The organism is Bartonella sp. W8151 (genome assembly GCF_016100385.1).
Lineage (GTDB): Bacteria > Pseudomonadota > Alphaproteobacteria > Rhizobiales > Rhizobiaceae > Bartonella > Bartonella apis.
Window position 1 is genome coordinate 254,688 of the sequence record NZ_JACFSO010000003.1, and the last position, 20,351, is coordinate 275,038.

Sequence of the window (20,351 nt, forward strand, 5' to 3'; positions counted from 1 at the left end):
AGGGCTGGCGCTTGATCATGTAAAAAACCGATTGCTTGAAAACAGCTTAAAGCGCGGTTTCTTCAGTTTGTTCAATGGCATCAGAAGGGGTGAAACTATTGTGTATCAAACTATTGCAGACAACAGAGTTTTGACCGATGCGTCATCTATTCGCCCTTCGCGTTATGAACGTGCAATCGGAAAACGGGAAAGCGAGATGACGCAGGACTCGATAATCTCTTGCCGATAACGATATAACTTAGCGGGTCTGCCACCGGTTTTTGTCTCGAATTCCCCGACTTCTTCAATAATACCTTGTTGTTCGGTCAAGCGACGGAAGTTCGGCTTATGAAGGCGCCTTCCAATAATGGCCTCAACTGTCTTTTGTAACTGCAATAAGGTAAATTTTTCGGGCAAAAGCTCGAATATAACAGCACGATATTTGATTTTTCTTCTAAGTCTTGCAATTGCTGTTGCCAAAATCCGGCGATCATCAGCAAACATCGGCGTACCAGCATATAGGCTCCCACCTGCTTCGGCAATCAATCCTGCTTCATACAAAAGTTCGTATCTTTGAAGTATGAAATCTTCATTCCATGAAAAACCGTTACAGCCGAAGAGAAAAGAAATCCTGCGCTTTTTAAAGGCGCATGTCTGCGGATCTTTTTCCGCCCACGCGTTAAGTGCATCGATAATTTTATCAACGCATGAATGTTTCCCGTTGCGACAATCATCCCACGGAAAATGTTCGTACCAGTCATGCCACTCGACTTCAGGCAAAAACCCGTCATGCTCGCGTACCAACCCCAAATAGCTAATCGAGACAGTAGGCATATTGCCTTCCGATATAACTCGGTCGCGATTGGTAAAAGTATAAAGTTGTTCGAGAAAACCGACGGGATGCCCTGTTCGTGTGTTCACCCAATCGCGCAGAGTTGATTGTAAACTCTGTTTATAGTTTTTGAGCGGTCCTGACGGTAATTTTTGTTGAGGTCCGACGGTAATAACTTTCGGATTGTCATCAGTAACCGAGACTATGACTCCGATAAGTTCAATCTTGGAAAGAGCTGTCTGTTTGGTTGCAATTGTCATTTTTCAAATATTTAGCTTTAGTTTAGGGCCTAAAGAAATATAAGTCGCGCCCGATGCCAGTTTTATATTTCTTCTTATTTTTGTCTCCAAGCAATTAGGGGCATGGATTTTCTGCCATATAGAGCAGCAAACTGAATAGCCAAGATTAAAAAACAGCGAAATAGCAATTTAAAGCCATTTGGAGATTATCCGGTTCTTGAAAGAGTTCGCATGCGAGGAGGAAGAATAATTTTCAAATCTCATTTTCGAGTACTCTCCAACAAATTTATTTAATATTGTTGTGATTGTTCGATTGAATGCTTTCCGTTGAATACCATAAAATCCGGATGAAAAGGTAGTTTAAAATTTTTTTAAAAAATGCGAAAAATAAAAAATTATTTTTTCAGAATACAAAACTCTTTATCACTTCGGTTGAAGACATCCAAACAATTGGAATTACTGAAAATTTCCGTTAAATAACCTTGAATAAAAATCTCGTCGGCATCGATTTTAAAATTTAATACGACCTGAAGATGGTAAATAAAAACCGGCTTTAAAGCCGGTTTTTAATGAAGGGATATTATGCGATTGCTTTATTAATGGTGGTTTACAGGCGAACCATCGCCAAAATGCGCTTCATTTGCCAAAACTCCGTGCGTTGCTTCACCGGATTTTTGCGCGTGACCGATAATATAACTGTCTTCGACCGAACCATCGCCGAATCCATTTGCCCGTGTATAAGCACGTGAATTACCAGTGTAACCATGGTTGACACCTGATTGGGCACTTGCACCGATGACAAAAGTGTTGACCGGCGAACCATCGTCAAAAGCATAACCACTGGCATAGGCGCTGCTTACACCACATAAACTTGCAAGCGCAATAAACATTAATTTTTTCATTTCATTCACCGTTTTTATGAGCCCTTAGCTTTGGCTAACGGCTTTAATTGCAATTGGATCAATCTGGATATTTTCCAAACTCTCTATCGCTTATATCTTCATCGCGGCAATCAATCTCAAATCACTTTAAAATGTATATATCACGGAAAAGTGATAATACAAAATATAGCAAAAACAACAGGTTAATATTCATTAATTCCCGTCCAATGGAGGTTTATCAAGTCGGGATCACGATTTTTGTGAAGTGGCTTCAAAAAAGGCTAGAAGGTATCTCTCATGTCTTTCAGAAAGTCGATTTTTTGCCTTGCAAGCTGCAAACTTTGTTCGAATCTTGCAGTCTCTTGTTTCTTCAATTCTTCCGATTTGATCCGGAGGATATATGACGGGTGAAAAGTGACAAGAATCGGTGATTTTTCTTCTGTCTCGATTATTTTGCCTACCAAACCGGTTATCGGCTCGTTCAAACCCGTGAGAGAAAACAGGGCCGTTTTTCCCATGGCAACGATAAGTTTCGGTTTGACAACATCGATTTCTTTCATCAGCCACCAGCGACAATGCTCGACCTCGCTGCGATCAGCTCTTTTATGAAGGCGTTTACGACCTTTAAGCTCGTATTTGAAATGTTTGACGGCGTTAGTGATGTAAACTTCGTTTCGTTGGATGTGGGCTTTGTAAGCCGCCTTTTCAAAGATTTGCCCTGCCGGACCGATGAACGGTCGACCGACAAGATCTTCACGATCGCCCGGTTGTTCTCCAACAATCATAAGAGAAGCATTTTCAGGCCCTTCGCCACAGACAGCCTGCGTTGCTGAACAATGCAACGGGCAACGCTTGCATGATTTGACGCCTTTATTGAGATGATCCAAAGTTCCAAACTTTGCTTGCAACTTTAAATTCGTCTGCAAGATATTCTGAGCACACCTTTTCGATAAGCGGGAATGAAAGAGCGGAGGTTGAAGAACCGGTTGTCTTTCCATCTTTTCAACGCGCGTATCCGCATTACCAATGAGACTATCGATCATTTGCGCTTCGGGAAGGTTGCTCCAGTATTTTTTCGGCATATGACTTTGCATGGTTTTGACTTTCAGTCTCGCCGGGTTAAAGATACTGGCAAAATAGGTTTTCCAGAGCTCTTCGATTTCATCTTTATTTTGCGGCTTTTTTAATATTGGTTCGCCAAAAAACAGACTTTTGTTAAAATAGAACGCACTGCCTTTCGGCGTTAGAATTTGCCAATCCATGTCACCAAAACGCCGGCAGAAAAACGGTATAGCTTCCGCAATAATGAAATGCTGAGGTTCATACCAGGCGGTAAAACAACGCCTGAAAGTATCGTCGCCAAGACTGTCAATTTCTTTGAACCGTAAAAACGCATGCATATGGTGGATATCATGGCAAACAGCCTTTTGCCGCGATAGGGCAGTGGCGATATCAATGTCGTAAATTTTTTCAAGAACAGTTTTGTCCTGCTGTAAACGGTAAAGAAGGCGATATAAAAGGGCGGCCGAATCTTCGCTTTCGTGGCAGATGACATTTTTCGCAAGATTGATGAACTGCTTGGGCACCAGAAATTCTTGGCCGTCTTTTGTAGGCGGATAATTTTCTGAATGTTGAGAAGAAGGCTCGCCATCAAATAAAGTTGGAGCCGAATAGTGATGCCAAAACACATTTTCCGGACATACGTCTTCCTGCAATAGCAAACGCGCCTTTGTTCGCCACTCGTTAAAATCTCCCTGTTTTTTCAAAATAATTGTTTTCATGATGAAAATAGATCAAGTTGAGTGGGACGCGCACGAAAACGCTCGGCAAGGTGTGAACTGTCGAGAAGGTTTCTGGGTGTCCAACGTTCGGCAGTCACAAACGGTTTTATTTTTTCAAGGCTGATATGAAAGGTTTTCAAATCCGAAAAATCGAGCCGCTTGAACCGGCGCGCTATCAATATCCGTTTCACATTACGCACTCCAAGGCCTGGAACACGCAACAACATTTCTTTGTCGGCCTTGTTGATGTCAACCGGAAAAAGATGCCGGTTTTGCAACGCCCAGGCGAGTTTCGGGTCAAATTCAAGTTCGAGCATGCCGCCATTTGTTTTTGTGGTCAGCTCTTCCATTGAAAATCCATAGAACCGGTAAAGCCAATCAGCTTGATAAAGCCTGTGTTCCCTTAAAAGCGGCGGGCGCTTGACAGGAAGCAGGTTCGATGCATCCGGAATCGGACTGAATGCCGAATAATAGACGCGTTTCAGCCGATAACCTGAATAAAGCTCGGCGCTTGATTGCAAGATTGTTGCATCATTGGCATCGTCGGCACCGATGATCATTTGGGTGGATTGTCCTGCGGGCGCAAAGCGTTGCGTTTTTTTCGTCTGCAATGTCGCGTCTTTGGAGGCTTCGATATCAATCCTGACATTTGCCATAGCTTGTTTGATTGTCAGGATCTTTTTTTGCGGAGCAAAGCGGTTAATGCTTTTTTCTGTTGGCAGTTCAACATTGATTGACAGTCGATCTGCATAACGTCCGGCTTCCTTGATAAGCGAGTCCGAAGCATCCGGAATGGTTTTTAAATGGATATAGCCGCCAAAATGGTGAATGGTTCGCAAATCGCGGGCCACCTTCACCAATTCCTCCATTGTCTGGTCCGGAGAACGGATAATGCCGGAAGAAAGAAACAAGCCTTCAATGTAATTTCTGCGGTAAAATTCGAGCGTCAAAAACACCACCTCGTCAGTGGTAAAACGAGCCCGCTCGACATTGCTTGAAGACCGGTTGACACAATAGGCGCAGTCAAAGATACAAAAATTTGTGAGTAGAATTTTTAACAGCGAAACGCAGCGCCCGTCAGGCGTAAAGGAATGGCAAATTCCCATATTTGCCGTAGACCCCAAGCCGCTTCTTGTGGGCGGTTGACGCGTGGAACCGCTTGATGCACAGGAGGCATCATATTTGGCAGCATCAGCCAGAATTGCCAATTTTTGTTTAAGCGTTTTGACCATTATGTTCACTATTTGTTCTTTTTGGAAATATAGACATGGAACCGAGGAAGTAAAGGAAAAATAACGTTTCACCACGCGCTGAAATCAACAATTCTGCTGAATATCAGTGTTATTCCGGATAAAGCCGGCTTAATCGGTCAAAGTGTTTCTCATTGTGTTCCACTTTGTAACGTTACCGCTGCGAATGACCTGAGCCAAACGTTAATAATAAGCCTTGAATGAATAATCTATCGAATAAATATGCTGTCGCCTGAACTTCCATAAAACAAATTGTCCTGTGATAATTCGGGTGAGGAGACCTCATAAGGTTTTGCGTGGCTTATGTGTTGCGCGCCATTTTTGCGATAAGCCGTAAGCCAGTCCGAAGATAGCCGACACCAGAGATCCGCAAAGAATCGCGAATTTTGCCGCTTCCAATTGTTCAGGATGGCTAAACGCTAATGTCGCTGTAAAAATAGCCATAGTAAACCCGATCCCGCCCAGTAAACCGACAAGAACCATTCCGCGCCAGTTTACACCCGAAGGAAGATTGCAAAGGCCAAAACGTACGGCAATGAAACTTATAAGCACAATGCCTAGCGGCTTACCGATAATGAGACCAAGTCCAGTTCCAATTATGATGATGAAGGAGGAATGATCTGCAAAATCGACATTGGAAATATCGATACCCGCATTGGCCAGAGCAAAGAGTGGCATAATGACAAACAATACCCAAGGACTAAAGGCGGCAACGAGTCGGGATACGGGAGCGTCAACTGCAGCTTCGCTCTTCTTTATTTCAAGAAGAGCAAAACGGTGCTTTGAAGCGCTATCTTCAGGCTTTTCATTTTTCAATATCTCCAAAGCGTAAGACATACGTTCGATAGGCGAAATCAATGAGCGGGGCGGAAGCGCCGGCGTCAATAATCCCAATATAACGCCTGAAAGGGAAGGATGGATTCCGCATATCATCAGTCCAAGCCAGAGGAGAGCAGCGGGAAGGACGTAAATCAGAGCCGAATTAATTCCTATCCATTGCAAAAAAACGAGGATGATAATTGCAAGACATGCAATCGGCAGTCCTGTCACGTCAAAGCCATTAGAATAAAAAATCGCAATAATCAAAATAGCGATAATGTCATCAATAGTGGCAAGCGCAAGCAAAACAATTCTTAAATTGTTTGGAACCGATTTACCCAGAAGAGCCAAAATGCCGATTGCAAAAGCGATGTCAGTTGCAGTGGGCACTGCCCAACCATGGCTGGTCTCTGGCCCATGATTGATAGAAAAATAAATGATTGCCGGCATAATAACGCCGCCGACAGCTGCAACCAGAGGCAACAGCGCCTGACTTAGTTTTGACAATGCCCCATCGTAAATTTCCTGCCTTATTTCCATACCTGCGACAAGGAAAAACAGAGTCATGAAACCGTCATTGACCAGAAAGTGCAGGTCTTTGGAAAAGGAGTATCCAAAGGCTTCTATCGAAATCCTTTGGTGCCAGAAATTTTGGTAAGCGGTTCCATAAGTTGAATTGGCAAGGATGAGAGCAACCATTGTTGCAATAACGAGGGCAACACCCGCCATTGCATCAATATGAAGTAAATTGCGACAACTTAAAAATATTTTTTCGGCAATAACTGATGCACGATTGGGCAAGCGGTGGGAATTATTTTTCATGGCAAGTTCCTTTTTGCTGGCGGCCCGACCAGCTTGAAACCTGCCCGAAACGATTTTCCAGACACCCGTTGGCAACTATATAAAATTGACTGGAAACTACAATGACAATTTTCTATCTTTCTTATCCGACAGTTGTCAGAGCAGAATAAATTTCCGCTTATCACTCTTTGAACGCTTTGTTAAATTATATAAAAATAAATTTTTTATATACATAAAAATTATAAATAAAAAAAGAAGCAAAACAAATATGATTGAATATTTTATTTAATATAAAATAATATATCCTGAATAAATTTATTATAAAGGGGATGAGATCCCCTTTATAAATCGGAATTTATGTCCTTTAATTTTCGTTTTTTACCGTAAGGTTTACTTTGTTGAGCGCAGTTGCAAGATCGTTTTGCAAGGCGGTTTCAAGATCGGTAGCTGTTAGCCCTTGATTATCCTTGGCTTCAAGCGATATTTTGAGCATTCCGGGTTTTTTAGCAAAAGCGCCGAACGCAGATGAAATCTTTTGTGCTTCTTCGTGATCTTTCAAAAGCATTGCCGGACTCTTCGTCATAACGACATAAAAGTCTTCATACAGTTCCTGTTTGAGATCATGTTTACTGTCATTCAGATTTTGGGCAAGATAGGTAAACAATTTATCTATGAAGCCGAAATCGGAATAACGCATATCTGCTTTGGTAATGCCAATCTGGTTTGCAGCATCAAGAGCCGCTTCTTTATCGCCGGAAAATAGTGCAGATCCGGCATTGATAATTGTAGCTGACATTTGACCCGAACCGATACCGTTGGCGGTGAAAGAAAGGTCGTTCAAAGACAGAATTTTTCGACTGGAATTATACGAAAAATCAATCTTCCCCGAGAGATCCAACGTAGTGAACCCCATATTTTTCAACATTTCAAAATCTTTTTGCGGCATTTCGGATGTGTTGAGCGAAAAGCCATCGAGCGACACCAGCAGACTTTCGGGAACCGGTTGATTCCATTCGCGAGGCAGAAGCTGAAACGAATTGAGGCTCGCCTTGATTTTCGGCAAATCAATATCAGCTTTTTCAACCTGCGCATCAATAGCTGTTATCGCTGAAACAAGTGTTACAACCAATGCATTTCTTGCAGCCTTTTCATTTTTTTCATCCCCGCTCTTTTTGGCTTCAAGATAGGCTCGTGCAAGATTTTCCGGCACTGCTTCCATCGGATGCATTTTCAGTCCGTTGGTTTTGAACTTATCAAGCGAAAAATGCGCATTGCGGTTTGTGCCTTCAAAAACGTCAATTGCGATATCTCCGAGTTCTACCGGTCCGAAGATAGTACGCCCGACCTTGTCGGGTTTGATTTTACCGGCGAGTATTGAATAAGCATAACCGACATCAATATCATCCGCCCGCATGGCATTGCTTTTACCGATGAGACGAAGACCGTTGGTACTATTTGTATCGGAATTTTTTAAACCGACATTGGTAGTCATGCCTTCAATGCCAACAGAGCCGATATTGCCGCCCTTCAAACTTGAAAGCCAGAAGCCTTTAACGTTGAGTTTTTCTGTTTCGCCATTCGGATTGTCTAACGAAACCTCTATGTTCGGCGCATTGACGGATGATACGTCAACCCTCATCAAGGCCTGTAAAACATTGGATTCAATTGATGTATCCTTGTCTTTCAGCGTGATACCATTGAGAGTAACTTCCGGAACTTCGATGTGGATATTGTCGCGTTTCAAATCGATATTATAAATAGTAAACGAGCCAGGCACAAAACCGACTGGCGGACGGCCGGAAATGGCTCCGATTTTAAGGCTGACGCCTTCAGGCACAGGCAATGTCACATTTTTGAGGTTGACATTCCCGGCAACTGTTACTTCCGATTGATCGGCCTTGACGCCATGTTTTACCATCTCGTCTTTGACAAAGCTGTTAAGGTAGGGGGCGGCCATATAAAAAGCGCCAACAGCCAATATGGCCAGGATGACCACGCCTCCGATAATATAAATTAACCAGCGTTTGAGTGTTGCTATCAACCAGCCACCGAAATTGGCCATTCTTTTCTTCCAGTCTTAATGTTGTATATCTGCGCTCAAGTCGATTTTATCGAACAGGCTCAACGGAGCAAGTCGAGCCGCTAAAAAGTCTGCTAATCCGATACCTTGTTTGGATCTTGCTTTGGCATGGATATTAAGAGTTCCACCGCTTTCTATAAAGTTTTGCAGTGCTTCTCCAAATTTTTGTGAATTTTCCGCACCAAGGAAAAGTGCAATAGCCAATCTGGCTTTGACAGCCGCCTCCTTGCGTTTATCAGCAAAATTTTCGTCTGTATTCGCATCATAAAATTTTGCAAAACGATCAAGAAAGTTATCAGCGTTTACAGTCAAGTCCATGCTCTTTGCATGTATAACCAAACCTGCTGCGGCAATAGTCATGACATTATCCGAAAAAAATGCCGGATCGACATTGATGAACGAGCCTTTAAGAGACCAACTTCCCATGTCGGGATAATTCATAGTCAACTCCTTAATATCAAGAGTTTCATTGTCGGCATTCCATGAACCATCAAAAATAAAATCCTCCGATATTGTCTTATAGCCGAGCTGATTGAGCAAACCGCCGTTCGTGGCCTCAGAAAAGCCGAGCTCGGTTAAAATGGGGAATTCCTTATCCCAATCTGTCGCGGAGCCTTCCACCCCTTTCAATGCTATTTTCAGTGATGTCGGAATGGCTCCCAGACTGAAATTCGCTTTCACATTCAGAGAATTTATTGTGACAGGGGAGTTGTCAGCGCCGTTTTCTGAAGGCGGAGGCAATAATGAAAAACCGGACAGATGAATAGTGTCAAATTGCGGCATCAAAGGGAGGTTCTCACTTTGAAGAAAAGCTGTAAAAACACGGCTGATACTATCAAGATCGCCTTTGTCCAATTTGTCCAATTTAGTCAGCAAGTCATTAATATGAGGAAAACGCAGTTGCGAGATTGAAAAATCGTCAAGCGTTGTCGTGTTGTTGTCTCTGTCTATGTTTTTAATGCCTTTCAACGCGATGTCGAATTTGCCATTATTGTAAATGAAAGCGCTATCTTGAACATCTGTGCTGTTATCGGGGTGTTTTATAGCAAGTCCGGTTAAATGAATATCGGCAAAACCGATAGACGGAATGATAGCAAGTTTCTGTGTGAGCAATTTTGCTTCATCAGATTTGTCAATGCTGTTAACGCCATCGGCATTGTCAAGCTGTTTGACCATTTCCGAAATAGAAAATGGCAGTTGGCGCACTGAAAATTTTGTTCCGGAAATTTTTTCGAGCGTTGTATTGCCGGCGTTTTCCTTATCTATAACGTCGTCAATCGACAATTTTGCAACCCACCAATTGCCCGTTATATCTTTAAACGGGTTTTCTGTTTCGCCAGCAGAAGACGGCTCACTATAATAGCGAACGAGATAACCGATATTGAAATTTTCAATTTCAGCCTTGCCGGTTTTGGTCGATATAATACGATCTATTGTGGAAGCATCACGTTCCTCAGACAAACGGATTTCCCCCGAAAGACCATCGCTCGTCAATTTTTTGACAATTCCTTTATCAAAATCATTGAACACAACATTGTTGTACGTCATCGACTCGCCGCCGTGACCGGTTTTGCGTGTCACAGTCATTGAAGGGGCAACAATTTTTTTTACTGCAATATTTGTAACGTCAAAAAAAACGTTTCCATTATTGGCGCTGGTCTTATCATTAAGCGCAAAGTTTTGCACGTTCATCGCGGGAACCGAGACTTCGGTTTTACCGAATTGATAAGAAAGGTTTTCCAATTTTAGATTTTTACTGGTTTTACCAGAAAAATTGACCTCACCTTTGATTGTTTCGATGTTCAAGCTTTCTGCAGACGAGAGTTTCACTTTCGCATTATGGGCAGTGAAATGACGTCTCCAATTGACGTCAAGTGAACCAACGCTGACACCATTGGTTTTCAGAAAATTTTCAACATGCTTTTGTGCCGAGCCTGCAAGATAAAAAACAAAGCCGCCACAAATAAGGGCAATAATAACAAGGCCTGTAATGATCTTTTTCCAAGGCATTTTTTTTGTAGCCTGATCGGCGGTCTGTTCACTCATTGAATTCACCCTCAATTGACAAAAAAATTTGTTGCAATACGGCTTGTCCCATTTCTTTTAATGCCAAACAATCGCGACTTTTTTCTGGCAAAACAATCCTTAATATAAGCGGGCTCAGGAGTCTCGTTCTTTTTTAAAACCTTAGCCCATCAATTTCCGGTTGATAAAAGGATTTTGCATGGTTTAACCGGATTCGGGCAGAAATCTATGGTTGCAGGGGCTTGATCCCATATCCCGACGTGGTTTTCAATATGCTAGCGGGTTCTGTTTGATTATCCGGCATCTCATAAAGCGGAAAATTGGTCGCGGAATTGATAAAAGTCTGTTTTGCCGGAAATCTTGAATGGGAACCGGTTGTTGAAAAGGCTTAATTCCTCAAATATCTACACAGGATCAATTATTTTACCGGCAATTATTTTACCGGTAATGCAGTCTTGCTGTTTTTCTCCGTCGGATTGGCCGTCATTAGACTGTTATAGGAGCTAAACAGACCGATCATACTTTGAGGAGCGTATCTACCAAGCAATTCAAAGACAATCAGGAGAGCAACAGCAACAACGACGCCGCCGATCAAAAACTGACGCATTCTGGTTCTGGACTTTCGTTGATACATGAATTCCCACCTTGATCATAATTTATATGAGTTATTATCAGAAAATAATAAATTATACTGTTTTCGAGAAAAGCGAAAATGTAGTGAAACGTCAAGTTTTGTGATAATGAACGAATGAAACTTCCGAACCTAAGCAGCAACATATTTGGGTTTGATGTATTTTTTTACGGCTTTTTCCAAACTTTTTTCAAAGTGAACCGAAGGTGGCTTAATTCCGTGCGAAAGAAAGTCTTTCAAAACCTGTTCTGAAGCTCCACAAATAACAAGGGTAATTCCTTGTTTTTTGGCTTTTTCGGCGAGGCTTTCAATTGTATTCGCACCTGTTGCATCAAGAAATGGAACCTGCACGAAATCAAGGATCATTGTGCGATAATTATCGCCGATCCGGTCAAGAACGGAGCCGATAGATGCAGCAGCACCGAAAAAGAATGCGCCGGAAATGTGGTAGATGACTGTATTGCTATCCTTTTGGATGTTGCCTTCATAGTGCGAGTTTGGCTGATTTTTAGCGTCTGCAATGTCTTCGGCAACCAGCGGACGATCGGCGGTAACGCTGGCAGCTTTCGACATGCGATGGATAAACAGTAATGCACCCAAAGCAAAGCCGATGATGATGGCTTCGGTAACATTGCGGAAAATTGTCAACGATAACGAAACAAGGAGGACGACAGCATCGCCTGCCGATGCCTTAAGAAGAAGCAGGATTGCACGCTTGTCAATCATGTTCCACGAGATAATGGCAAGAATTCCGGCAAGGCACGCCAGCGGAATAAAATTTGCAAGAGGAGCCAAAATTACCAGAAATAGAAGCAAAAAGACGGAATGGAAAATTCCGGAGATTGGACTTCTTGCACCGGCACGTATATTGGTGGCTGTACGTGCGACAGCACCCGTAACGCAAATACCGGAAAAAAGCGCGGAGGCTATATTGGCCACACCTTGTGCGACCAGCTCGCAATTCGAGCGATGTCTTCTTCCGGTCATGCCGTCGGCAACAACTGCCGATAACAGGGATTCAATTGCGCCGAGCAATGTAAATGTCATGGCATTGGGAAAAACCGCTTGAACCTTGTCGAAATTGAATTCCGGCAGTCGCGGTGAAGGGAGTGTCGAAGGCATTGTGCCGAATTTTGAACTGATGGTTACAATATCAAGGTTGAAAAACGCGGTAACCGCACCGCCGATAATGATTGAAAGCACCATGCCCGGCCAATTCGGACGTAATTTTTTCAAGCTTGTAATGAATATGATCGTGGCCACACAAAAGATGATAGAAAGCAGGCTGTACGTCCCGATATTATTCCAGATAACCGGTAGTTTTTCCAAAATCGGCCCGGGCTCTTTCTCGTTAAGCTCAAGTCCGAGCATATTGATAAGTTGGCTTGAAACAATAATAACGGCAATACCGGCGGTAAATCCCACTGTAACAGGATAGGGGATGAATTTGATATAAGTGCCAAGCCTGAGATAGCCGAGCGCCATAAGCATCATTCCCGACATCAGTGTAGCAAATAAGAGCCCGTCCATACCGTGTTCGGCAACAGTCGTTGAAACTACGATAATAAAGGCGCCTGCAGGGCCGCCGATTTGAAAACGGCTTCCGCCAAGAAGAGCAATGAAAAATCCCCCGACTATCGATGTGTATAATCCCTGTACCGGCGATGCACCGGAGGCGATTGCGATTGCGATGGAAAGGGGCAGGGCGACAATGGCGACTGTAAGACCGGCAACCACATCGGCACGAAAATCAACAAAATGATAACCTTCGCGCAAGACTGTTATAAGCTTTGGCTGGAAAAGCTCGCTAAAGGATATTTTTTCAACAGCCTTTTTGGATCGCGCCATGATTGAACACAAAGAACCTGAAAGAGTAGTTCAATTTTGATAGCATAGTTGTTTTTGTCTATCTACTTTCTTCAACGATAATAAAGCGCCGATCACATAAGTTTTATAATGTTTTTCAGGTAAAAAATTGTTTTCTGTTTATTATCATTGAAGCAACAATGACATGAAAGTTAACCTAATGCCAAAAACAAAGGGCGAGCATCAAAAAGTTAGCAAAAATAATAATAGCGTTGCCCGATTTGTTGCAATTCTTGTCGCTGCTGCGTTTTTTATGGAAAATCTTGATGCAACCGTTATCGCAACGGCATTGCCGCAAATGGGGGAAACATTTGCGACAGATCCGGTCAACATCAATGTTGGCATGAGTGCCTATATGCTAACACTTGGCGTATTCATTCCGGCAAGTGGCTGGTTGACAGACCGGTTCGGTTCGCGTGCCATGTTTTCGTTAGCAGTTTTTGTTTTTACACTTGCATCATTCTTGTGCGGACTGTCACCGAATTTGACTGTTTTTATTTTGGCCCGTATTCTGCAAGGAATAGGAGGCGCACTTATGGTTCCCGTCGGCCGCCTCGTCGTTTTGCGCGAAACTCCAAAAAACAAGCTTGTCGAAACAATTGCTCTTCTTACCTGGCCGGGATTGGTTGCACCGATTTTGGGGCCGCCTCTTGGCGGTTTCATTGCACAATATTTCCACTGGAGCATCATTTTCTTCCTCAATATTCCTTTAGGACTGATTATCCTTTTGTTGAGTCTGAAAATTTTTCCTGATGAAAAATTGAAAACATCGCAATCTTTCGATCTTATGGGGTTCCTGCTTACAGGTGTAGGGCTGGCAACCCTTCTTTTTGCTGCAGAAAAAGTCGGTGATAGCCACGGTTTGTCGGCGCTTGTTATGGCTTGTTTTATAATTGGTGTGACATTGCTTTTGTGGAGTATTTTTCATCTCAAGCGTGCCGAGGCGCCGCTGGTTTCGTTAACAGCACTTTCCTATCAAACATTCGCCGTGTCGATATATGGAGGAACAGCCTTCAGGATGACAACCAATGCCGTTCTCTTTATCCTGCCGCTGATGGCCCAATTGGCAATGGGGTTTTCGCCGACAGAGGCGGGGCTTTTATTAATGCCGATCTTTATCGGTACTCTTGCAATTAAACCATTTACAACTCCGCTGCTGCGCTATTTCGGTTTCAAGCGCACGCTCGTTGTCAATTGTCTTTTCAATGCGTTATTCTTGGCACTTTTTGGCACATTCTCGCGTGATATGCCGCTTTCTGTCATGGTTGGAATATCGGCTTTAAGTGGCGTTTTCCGTTCGGTACAGTTTACAGCGCTCAATACAATTGCATTTGCCGATATTCCCGATGACGAAATGAATGGTGCGAACACGCTGTTTTCAACAGTTTTCCAATTGGGAATAGGTCTTGGTATCGCTCTGGGTGCAATTTCATTGCGTGCCGGTGTCGCCTTAACAGGTGTCGAGCTTGAAACGTCTATAGAGCCATTCAAAATCGCGCTTTATCTCGTTGCGTTCATCAGCCTGTTGCCACTATGGGGATTGATGCGGATGAAACAGGGCGCGGGAGATCTTGTCGCCGGACATGTGAAGAGCTAGATTTAAAAAAAGCCGTAGGCCATCCTGGGGAACAGATAGGCCGGAAGGATGAATGGAGAGTGGGCAGCATCTTATCATGACAGCAGATCAGGTTATGGCTTTTTCCATCATCGGTTTGATGATGGCCGTTTTCATTTGGGATCGCTTTCGCTATGACGTCGTTGCAGTTTTGACGCTGCTGCTTGCTTGTGCCGTCGGTATTGTCAGTCCTAAAGACGCTTTCAAAGGATTTAGTGACGACATTGTCATTATTGTCGCCAGCGCATTATTGGTGAGTGCCGGAGTAGCCCGTTCCGGAATCATGGAGCTGATCATCCAGCGTGTCTGGCCGGATGTCAAATCCGTGCGCTTACAACTCTGTTTTCTTGTCATTGTGGTGACAGTACTTTCGGCCTTCGTCAAAAATATCGGCGCTCTGGCAATTATGCTGCCGATTGCGTTCCAGTTTGCCCGCCGTTCGAACGTCTCGCCTTCTGTCTTTTTAATGCCTATGTCGTTTGGTGCCTTGCTCGGTGGGTTGATGACACAAATCGGCACCTCGCCAAATGTGGTGGTTTCTGCGATGAGAGAACATCTTGTCGGCAAAAGTTTTACAATGTTCGATTTTACGCCTGTGGGTGCAACTGTTGCTGCTGTCGGTGTTTTATACCTTGTATTTTTTTCGTGGCTGGTACCGGCTCGTGCCCGCAAGTCTTTAACAACCGATAGCAGTTTTTCCAACCGCGACTACATTGCCGAAGCACGCGTGGAGAGCGGATCAACCGTGATCGGCAAACAGATTTCCGACCTTGTCAAACCGGCGGCAGGAGATGCAATGGTTTTACAGGTCATAAGGAACAAGAACCTTATTTCACCATTGCCGGATTTTTTGCTTGCTGAAGGTGACACTATTGTCCTTGAAGGAACACATGGTGGCCTCGATTCCGTTATCAACACCGCAAAACTTGATATTGCCAAAGGACGAGACGTCCAGACGGGAGACAAGCTACAGCAGGTTGAAGTTGTCGAAGCTGTCGTCACAGATAACTCGCCCTTGATCGGCATCAACGCAAAAAGGCTTAATCTGTTTGATCGCTATGATGTCAATTTGTTAGCTTTAAGCAGGCCGCAGGAACGGGTGAGGCAACGGCTTGGAGATATTGTCTTCAGGCTCGGCGATGTTATCGTTTTGCAGGGAAGGGATGATGTTATCCCCAATCTTTTGCAGGAATTGAAATGTTTGCCGCTCGCCAAACGTAACATCATGTTCGGTAGCCTTCGTCACGGCCTCGTGCCGTTAGCGATATTGTTTGTCGCAATTGCTGCAACAGCATTGCAAATTGTGCCGGTCGCGCTTGCTTTTTTTGCGGCAGCCGTTGCCATGATTGTTTTTCGTGTCATCCCTGCAAGAGACGCTTATCAAGCACTCGACGGCCAGATATTGGTTATGTTGGCGGCGCTTATACCGGTAAGTGAGACGCTGGAAAAAACCGGTTGCACAAAAATTATCGGACATTGGCTGAGTGTATTTGCCTCGTCCCTGCCGCCATCGGGGGCGCTCGCCGTTATACTGGTTGCGGCTATGCTTGTGACACCTTTTCTTAACAATGCGGCTACGGTTATGGTCATGGCACCTATCGCCTCAAGTTTTGCCGATTCACTCAACTTCAAGCCCGAAGCTTTTCTGATGGCTGTTGCTATCGGGGCGGGATGTGATTTTCTCACCCCGATAGGCCATCAGTGTAATATGTTGGTTATGGGGCCGGGTGGCTATCATTTCAGTGACTATCCCCGCCTTGGCGCACCTTTGAGTATCATTATCGCACTTGTTTCTGTTCCAATGTTGATGTGGGTGTGGCCGCTCACATGATGACAATCGATTTTAAATTAAAATTCATTCAGGCCATGAACCAGGTAAAATCAAGCTGGAAAGACGCTTTATGCGCTGGTCTAGCTTCGGGTCTTGCCTGGTTTGTTGCCGTCCATTTTCTTGACCATGAACACCCGATCTATGCGGCAATGACGGCGCTTATCTGCTTGGCTCCGGGGGTGCCCAGCCATGGGCGTCAGGCAATTTATGTATTGATCGGCGTGTTGACAGGTGTGGCGGTTGGAGAATTGACGTTGCTCCTTCCCCCCATGCCTACCGAAGTGCGCATTGCCATTGTGGGATTTGCTGGGATGACGATTGCTTCGGCTTATTCCATCGTTCCTGCGATTGTCATTCAAGCAGGCATTTCAGCAGTTATGGTTTTTGCTCTTGGCGCGGATGTCGCCGGTTGGACGCGTGCAATTGACGTTGCAGTGGGAACCTCTATCGGATTGATTTTCAGCCAGATCCTTTTTACGCCCGACCCTTTAAAAACTCTTCATTCGGCCGTCGAGCGGTTTTTTAAAGAAATGGCTTTAAACTACACATTGGCTGAAGATGCACTTCAAAGAAACGACGTGTCCGCAGCAATCAAAGCAATGAAAAGCTGTAGCAGAACCCATACAGCCCTTATCGGACTTATCGGAGCAATTGATGTTGCCAGATCGAACGCCCGTTGGACATTGCGCGGAAGATTATCTTCGCGCGAAGTTGTATCACTTTCCGCCCGCTATGACCAGTCAGGCATCAGACTTTATGCCTCCTCGCTTCTCTTTTGCGAGGCATTGGTCAATGCTATTCGTAAAGGTCGGGAAACGCCTCCGGAATGGTTGGTCAATGCTTTGAAACTTATTGCCGAAAATTGTCAATTTATCGCTGGCGAAGCACAACTCGGGCAGGAATTTGTTTTTCCAGATCGCTCAGGCAGAGCCGAAGCGTCACTCACATGGCGCGAATGTGTGATTGACATCGAAATGGTAGAGACGACACTTGCTCGTTTTTATAAAAGCAGGACACGCCGAAATCGTCTTGCGGCCTATCGAAAAAAGCAGATTCTTGATGCCGTGAGAGAGCAGATTGCCGAACGTAAAAGGGCCGAAGCTTTGTTATCGGATGAAGAAGACGGTAAAAATCGTTAAAATTATCGATCAATCGGTCTTATTTAACCCTTTTTTCGTGATAAGGGCTACCATCTTCGCTAAATTATGCTTAAAAGCCCTGAAAACCCATTTTTGACAGGAACAATATAATGTCGGATGAAAGTTTTATTCGTGAAGTCAATGAAGAAATCCGTCAGGAAAAGGCAAAAGCCTTATGGGGAAATTACGGTCCATATCTAATTCTTGCAGCTGTCCTGCTTGTTTTGGGAACAGGCATATATCAGTTTTATGACCATTGGCAGTCGTCAAAGGCAGGGCGCATCGGGGATACATTACTTACAAGTCTGGACCTTGCCAATGAACATAATTTTGACGAGTCCTTGAAAAAGCTTGATGAAGTGGAAAAATCGGGTTTTGGCGATTATCCGTTTTTGGCAGGTTTGAGAAAAGCATCCATATTTATGGAACAAGGGGACGCCAAAAAGGCGGTTGCCGAATTTGACAAAATCGCCGATGACAAAAAAGCTCCGGAAATTATTCAAAAAGTAGCAAAACTTCGTGCTGCTTATATTCTCGTGGATAACGGTTCTTTTGAGGACGTTGAAAAACGTGTGAAGGATCTTGCGACCGATGTAGATCCGACGCGCATTATGGCTCGCGAGGCCTTGGGGCTTTCGGCCTATAAAGCTGGGAAAATGGACGAAGCACGTTATTACTTCCAGAAAATTGCCGATGAAGGGCTTGAAGGAATCAAGGCTACGGAACGTTCTCGTCTCATGCTTGATTTGATGCAGAGTTCCGGTGATGCAGCAAGGAAATAGAAAATGGGCTTGACCATTGCAATCGTCGGCCGTCCGAATGTGGGCAAATCGACACTATTTAATCGGCTTGTCGGGCAGAAGCTTGCTCTCGTTGATGATACCCCCGGTGTGACACGTGATCGTCGCCGTCATGAAGCGCGTTTGATGGATTTGCGTTTTGATGTCATTGATACAGCCGGCTTGGAAGAAGCTAAAAGCGATACTTTGGAAGGTCGCATGCGCGCCCAGACAAAAGCAGCCATTGATGAAGCCGATCTCATTCTTTTTGTGCTTGATGCAAAAAGCGGCATGACATCGAGCGATCTTAATTTTGCTGCGCTTGTTCGCAAGTCGGGTAAGCCGATTGTATTGGTTGCTAACAAATCGGAATCGAAACAGGCAACAGCAGGCTTTTATGAAGCATGGTCACTCGGCATTGGCGAGCCTTGTCCGATTTCTGCCGAGCACGGTTTGGGATTACAGGATTTACGCGACGCTATTGTTGATGCCGTTGGCAAACAAAAAGCTTTCGACAAGACAGAAACCGATAAGGAAAATAGGCAAAGCGACGATGAGTTTGGCGAGAAAATTGATGATCCGGAAGCTGAAGAACCAGCTTACGACAAGACCAAACCTTTGCACATTGCAATTGTCGGTCGGCCGAACGCCGGTAAATCGACCCTTATCAATACCATGCTCGGGCAGGATCGTTTATTGACCGGTCCGGAAGCCGGAATAACCCGCGATTCTATTTCGGTGGATTGGCAGTGGAAAGGGCGTCAGATAAAGCTTTTTGACACCGCCGGTTTGCGTCGTAAGTCGAAGGTTGATGGAAAGCTTGAAAAACTCTCTGTTGCAGAAACCTTGCGCGCGATTCGCTTTGCCGAAGTCGTCATCATTGTGCTCGATGCAACGATTCCATTTGAAAAACAGGATTTACAAATTGCCGATCTCGTCATCAGAGAGGGAAGGGCGCCCGTCATTGCTTTCAATAAATGGGATTTGATCGAAAACAGGCAGGAAACGCTTGCCCGATTACATGCAGAATGTGCGCGTCTATTGCCGCAAGTGCGCGGTTTGAGAGCAGTGCCGGTTTCCGGCGAGCGTGGCGAGGGAATTGACCGGCTCATGGAAAATGTCGAAATGGTCCATCGTATCTGGAACCGGCGTGTGTCGACGGGCAAGCTTAATAGATGGCTTGCAGAAATCACCGCCTATCATCCGGCACCGGCGGTTTCGGGGCGACGTTTGAAGGTGAAATATATCACCCAGATAAAAACGCGCCCTCCGGTTTTTGTTATTTCCTGTTCCCGACCGGAAGCGATGCCTCAGTCCTATCTGCGTTATCTTGTAAACAGTCTGCGTGATTCTTTCGATATGCCGGGTGTTCCTATCCGGTTGACGATGACAACCTCCGATAATCCGTTTGCCGGTCGCGCAAAAAAACGCTGAGTCGTTTTTTAAAAAAAGTGTTTGCACTCTATTCAGAAACATTAACAAATCGGCTTTGCTTTTTTTAAGAAAGCCGATAAATGCGCTATTTTTGCATTAACCATTCTGATAAATTAAGGAAAAATTAATCAATAAAATCAACGAATAAGGGGGTTTTGTTAACCATAAATAAAGGTTGATGAGGCAATCTTCAAACCACAGAAAACAAGTTTTTCTTTTTGTTTTGCGTAAGCGTATTTGCGTTGGAGTGATGTGGTGTTTGAAGTGTCTTTCATACCGTCTTTGCGCCGTTCCGGTAACGAAGGTGAGCAGACCTTGATGCTTCGCGCCGCATCCTCTTATTACATGCCGGAGGGGCGGTTTTATGAA

General features: G+C 44.4%; 14 protein-coding genes. 5 read left to right on the top strand and 9 right to left on the bottom strand.

The window, feature by feature from the left end:
* Positions 1–162: 162 nt before the first annotated feature.
* The 9 genes from H3V14_RS06500 to H3V14_RS06540 all read right to left on the bottom strand — a co-directional run bounded on the left by H3V14_RS06500 (position 163) and on the right by H3V14_RS06540 (position 13,166).
* On the bottom strand, positions 163–1,071 hold the full coding sequence (locus H3V14_RS06500) for a hypothetical protein (RefSeq protein WP_198227428.1): 909 nt from the start codon (positions 1,069–1,071) through the stop codon (positions 163–165).
* Positions 1,072–1,646: 575 nt separating this feature from the next.
* Complete coding sequence (locus H3V14_RS06505) at positions 1,647–1,952, bottom strand: hypothetical protein (protein ID WP_198213376.1); 306 nt, start codon at positions 1,950–1,952, stop codon at positions 1,647–1,649.
* A 260-nt stretch (positions 1,953–2,212) separates the two neighbouring features.
* Positions 2,213–3,712: a UdgX family uracil-DNA binding protein gene (locus tag H3V14_RS06510; protein ID WP_198227430.1), complete on the bottom strand. Its 1,500-nt coding sequence runs from the start codon at positions 3,710–3,712 to the stop codon at positions 2,213–2,215.
* On the bottom strand, positions 3,709–4,944 hold the full coding sequence (locus H3V14_RS06515) for a putative DNA modification/repair radical SAM protein (protein ID WP_198227432.1): 1,236 nt from the start codon (positions 4,942–4,944) through the stop codon (positions 3,709–3,711). The genes H3V14_RS06510 and H3V14_RS06515 overlap by 4 nt, the downstream gene beginning before the upstream one ends.
* Before the next feature lie 300 nt (positions 4,945–5,244).
* A complete protein-coding gene (nhaA, locus tag H3V14_RS06520; protein WP_198227434.1) occupies positions 5,245–6,603 on the bottom strand; it encodes a Na+/H+ antiporter NhaA in 1,359 nt (452 codons plus the stop codon).
* Positions 6,604–6,946: 343 nt separating this feature from the next.
* Entirely contained in the window at positions 6,947–8,644 is a 1,698-nt protein-coding gene (locus tag H3V14_RS06525; RefSeq protein ID WP_198227436.1) for a hypothetical protein, read from the bottom strand.
* Positions 8,645–8,659: 15 nt separating this feature from the next.
* Entirely contained in the window at positions 8,660–10,708 is a 2,049-nt protein-coding gene (locus H3V14_RS06530; protein WP_198227438.1) for a hypothetical protein, read from the bottom strand.
* Positions 10,709–11,120: 412 nt separating this feature from the next.
* Entirely contained in the window at positions 11,121–11,294 is a 174-nt protein-coding gene (locus H3V14_RS06535) for a hypothetical protein (RefSeq protein ID WP_198227440.1), read from the bottom strand.
* 156 nt (positions 11,295–11,450) lie between these two features.
* Positions 11,451–13,166, bottom strand: a complete 1,716-nt coding sequence (locus H3V14_RS06540; RefSeq protein ID WP_198227442.1) for a SulP family inorganic anion transporter — start codon at positions 13,164–13,166, stop codon at positions 11,451–11,453.
* Positions 13,167–13,329: 163 nt separating this feature from the next.
* On the opposite strand from H3V14_RS06540, the gene H3V14_RS06545 reads away from it, so the two are divergent.
* The 5 genes from H3V14_RS06545 to der all read left to right on the top strand — a co-directional run bounded on the left by H3V14_RS06545 (position 13,330) and on the right by der (position 19,982).
* The gene (locus tag H3V14_RS06545; protein ID WP_198237173.1) at positions 13,330–14,781 is read left to right on the top strand and encodes a DHA2 family efflux MFS transporter permease subunit; all 1,452 of its coding nucleotides are present in this window, start codon (positions 13,330–13,332) and stop codon (positions 14,779–14,781) included.
* A 76-nt stretch (positions 14,782–14,857) separates the two neighbouring features.
* Positions 14,858–16,630: an SLC13 family permease gene (locus H3V14_RS06550; RefSeq protein WP_198227842.1), complete on the top strand. Its 1,773-nt coding sequence runs from the start codon at positions 14,858–14,860 to the stop codon at positions 16,628–16,630.
* Positions 16,627–17,769, top strand: coding sequence for an aromatic acid exporter family protein (locus tag H3V14_RS06555; protein WP_198227446.1), 1,143 nt, complete (start codon positions 16,627–16,629; stop codon positions 17,767–17,769). The genes H3V14_RS06550 and H3V14_RS06555 overlap by 4 nt, the downstream gene beginning before the upstream one ends.
* A gap of 110 nt (positions 17,770–17,879) precedes the next feature.
* Positions 17,880–18,551 carry a tetratricopeptide repeat protein gene (locus tag H3V14_RS06560; RefSeq protein ID WP_075870191.1) on the top strand — a complete coding sequence of 224 codons (672 nt, stop codon included), beginning with the start codon at positions 17,880–17,882 and terminating at the stop codon, positions 18,549–18,551.
* 3 nt (positions 18,552–18,554) lie between these two features.
* Complete coding sequence (gene der / locus H3V14_RS06565) at positions 18,555–19,982, top strand: ribosome biogenesis GTPase Der (protein WP_198227448.1); 1,428 nt, start codon at positions 18,555–18,557, stop codon at positions 19,980–19,982.
* Positions 19,983–20,351: the final 369 nt, after the last annotated feature.

Excerpts from the sequence above, each read along its gene's own strand:
- H3V14_RS06540 (WP_198227442.1), bottom strand. The coding sequence starts at position 13,166 with ATGGCGCGATCCAAAAAGGCTGTTGAAAAAATATCCTTTAGCGAGCTT.
- H3V14_RS06560 (WP_075870191.1), top strand. The coding sequence starts at position 17,880 with ATGTCGGATGAAAGTTTTATTCGTGAAGTCAATGAAGAAATCCGTCAG.
- H3V14_RS06525 (WP_198227436.1), bottom strand. The coding sequence starts at position 8,644 with ATGGCCAATTTCGGTGGCTGGTTGATAGCAACACTCAAACGCTGGTTA.
- H3V14_RS06535 (WP_198227440.1), bottom strand. The coding sequence starts at position 11,294 with ATGCGTCAGTTTTTGATCGGCGGCGTCGTTGTTGCTGTTGCTCTCCTG.
- der (WP_198227448.1), top strand. The coding sequence starts at position 18,555 with ATGGGCTTGACCATTGCAATCGTCGGCCGTCCGAATGTGGGCAAATCG.
- H3V14_RS06510 (WP_198227430.1), bottom strand. The coding sequence starts at position 3,712 with ATGAAAACAATTATTTTGAAAAAACAGGGAGATTTTAACGAGTGGCGA.
- H3V14_RS06530 (WP_198227438.1), bottom strand. The coding sequence starts at position 10,708 with ATGAGTGAACAGACCGCCGATCAGGCTACAAAAAAAATGCCTTGGAAA.
- H3V14_RS06545 (WP_198237173.1), top strand. The coding sequence starts at position 13,330 with ATGAAAGTTAACCTAATGCCAAAAACAAAGGGCGAGCATCAAAAAGTT.
- H3V14_RS06500 (WP_198227428.1), bottom strand. The coding sequence starts at position 1,071 with ATGACAATTGCAACCAAACAGACAGCTCTTTCCAAGATTGAACTTATC.
- H3V14_RS06550 (WP_198227842.1), top strand. The coding sequence starts at position 14,858 with ATGACAGCAGATCAGGTTATGGCTTTTTCCATCATCGGTTTGATGATG.
- nhaA (WP_198227434.1), bottom strand. The coding sequence starts at position 6,603 with ATGAAAAATAATTCCCACCGCTTGCCCAATCGTGCATCAGTTATTGCC.
- H3V14_RS06555 (WP_198227446.1), top strand. The coding sequence starts at position 16,627 with ATGATGACAATCGATTTTAAATTAAAATTCATTCAGGCCATGAACCAG.
- H3V14_RS06505 (WP_198213376.1), bottom strand. The coding sequence starts at position 1,952 with ATGAAAAAATTAATGTTTATTGCGCTTGCAAGTTTATGTGGTGTAAGC.
- H3V14_RS06515 (WP_198227432.1), bottom strand. The coding sequence starts at position 4,944 with ATGGTCAAAACGCTTAAACAAAAATTGGCAATTCTGGCTGATGCTGCC.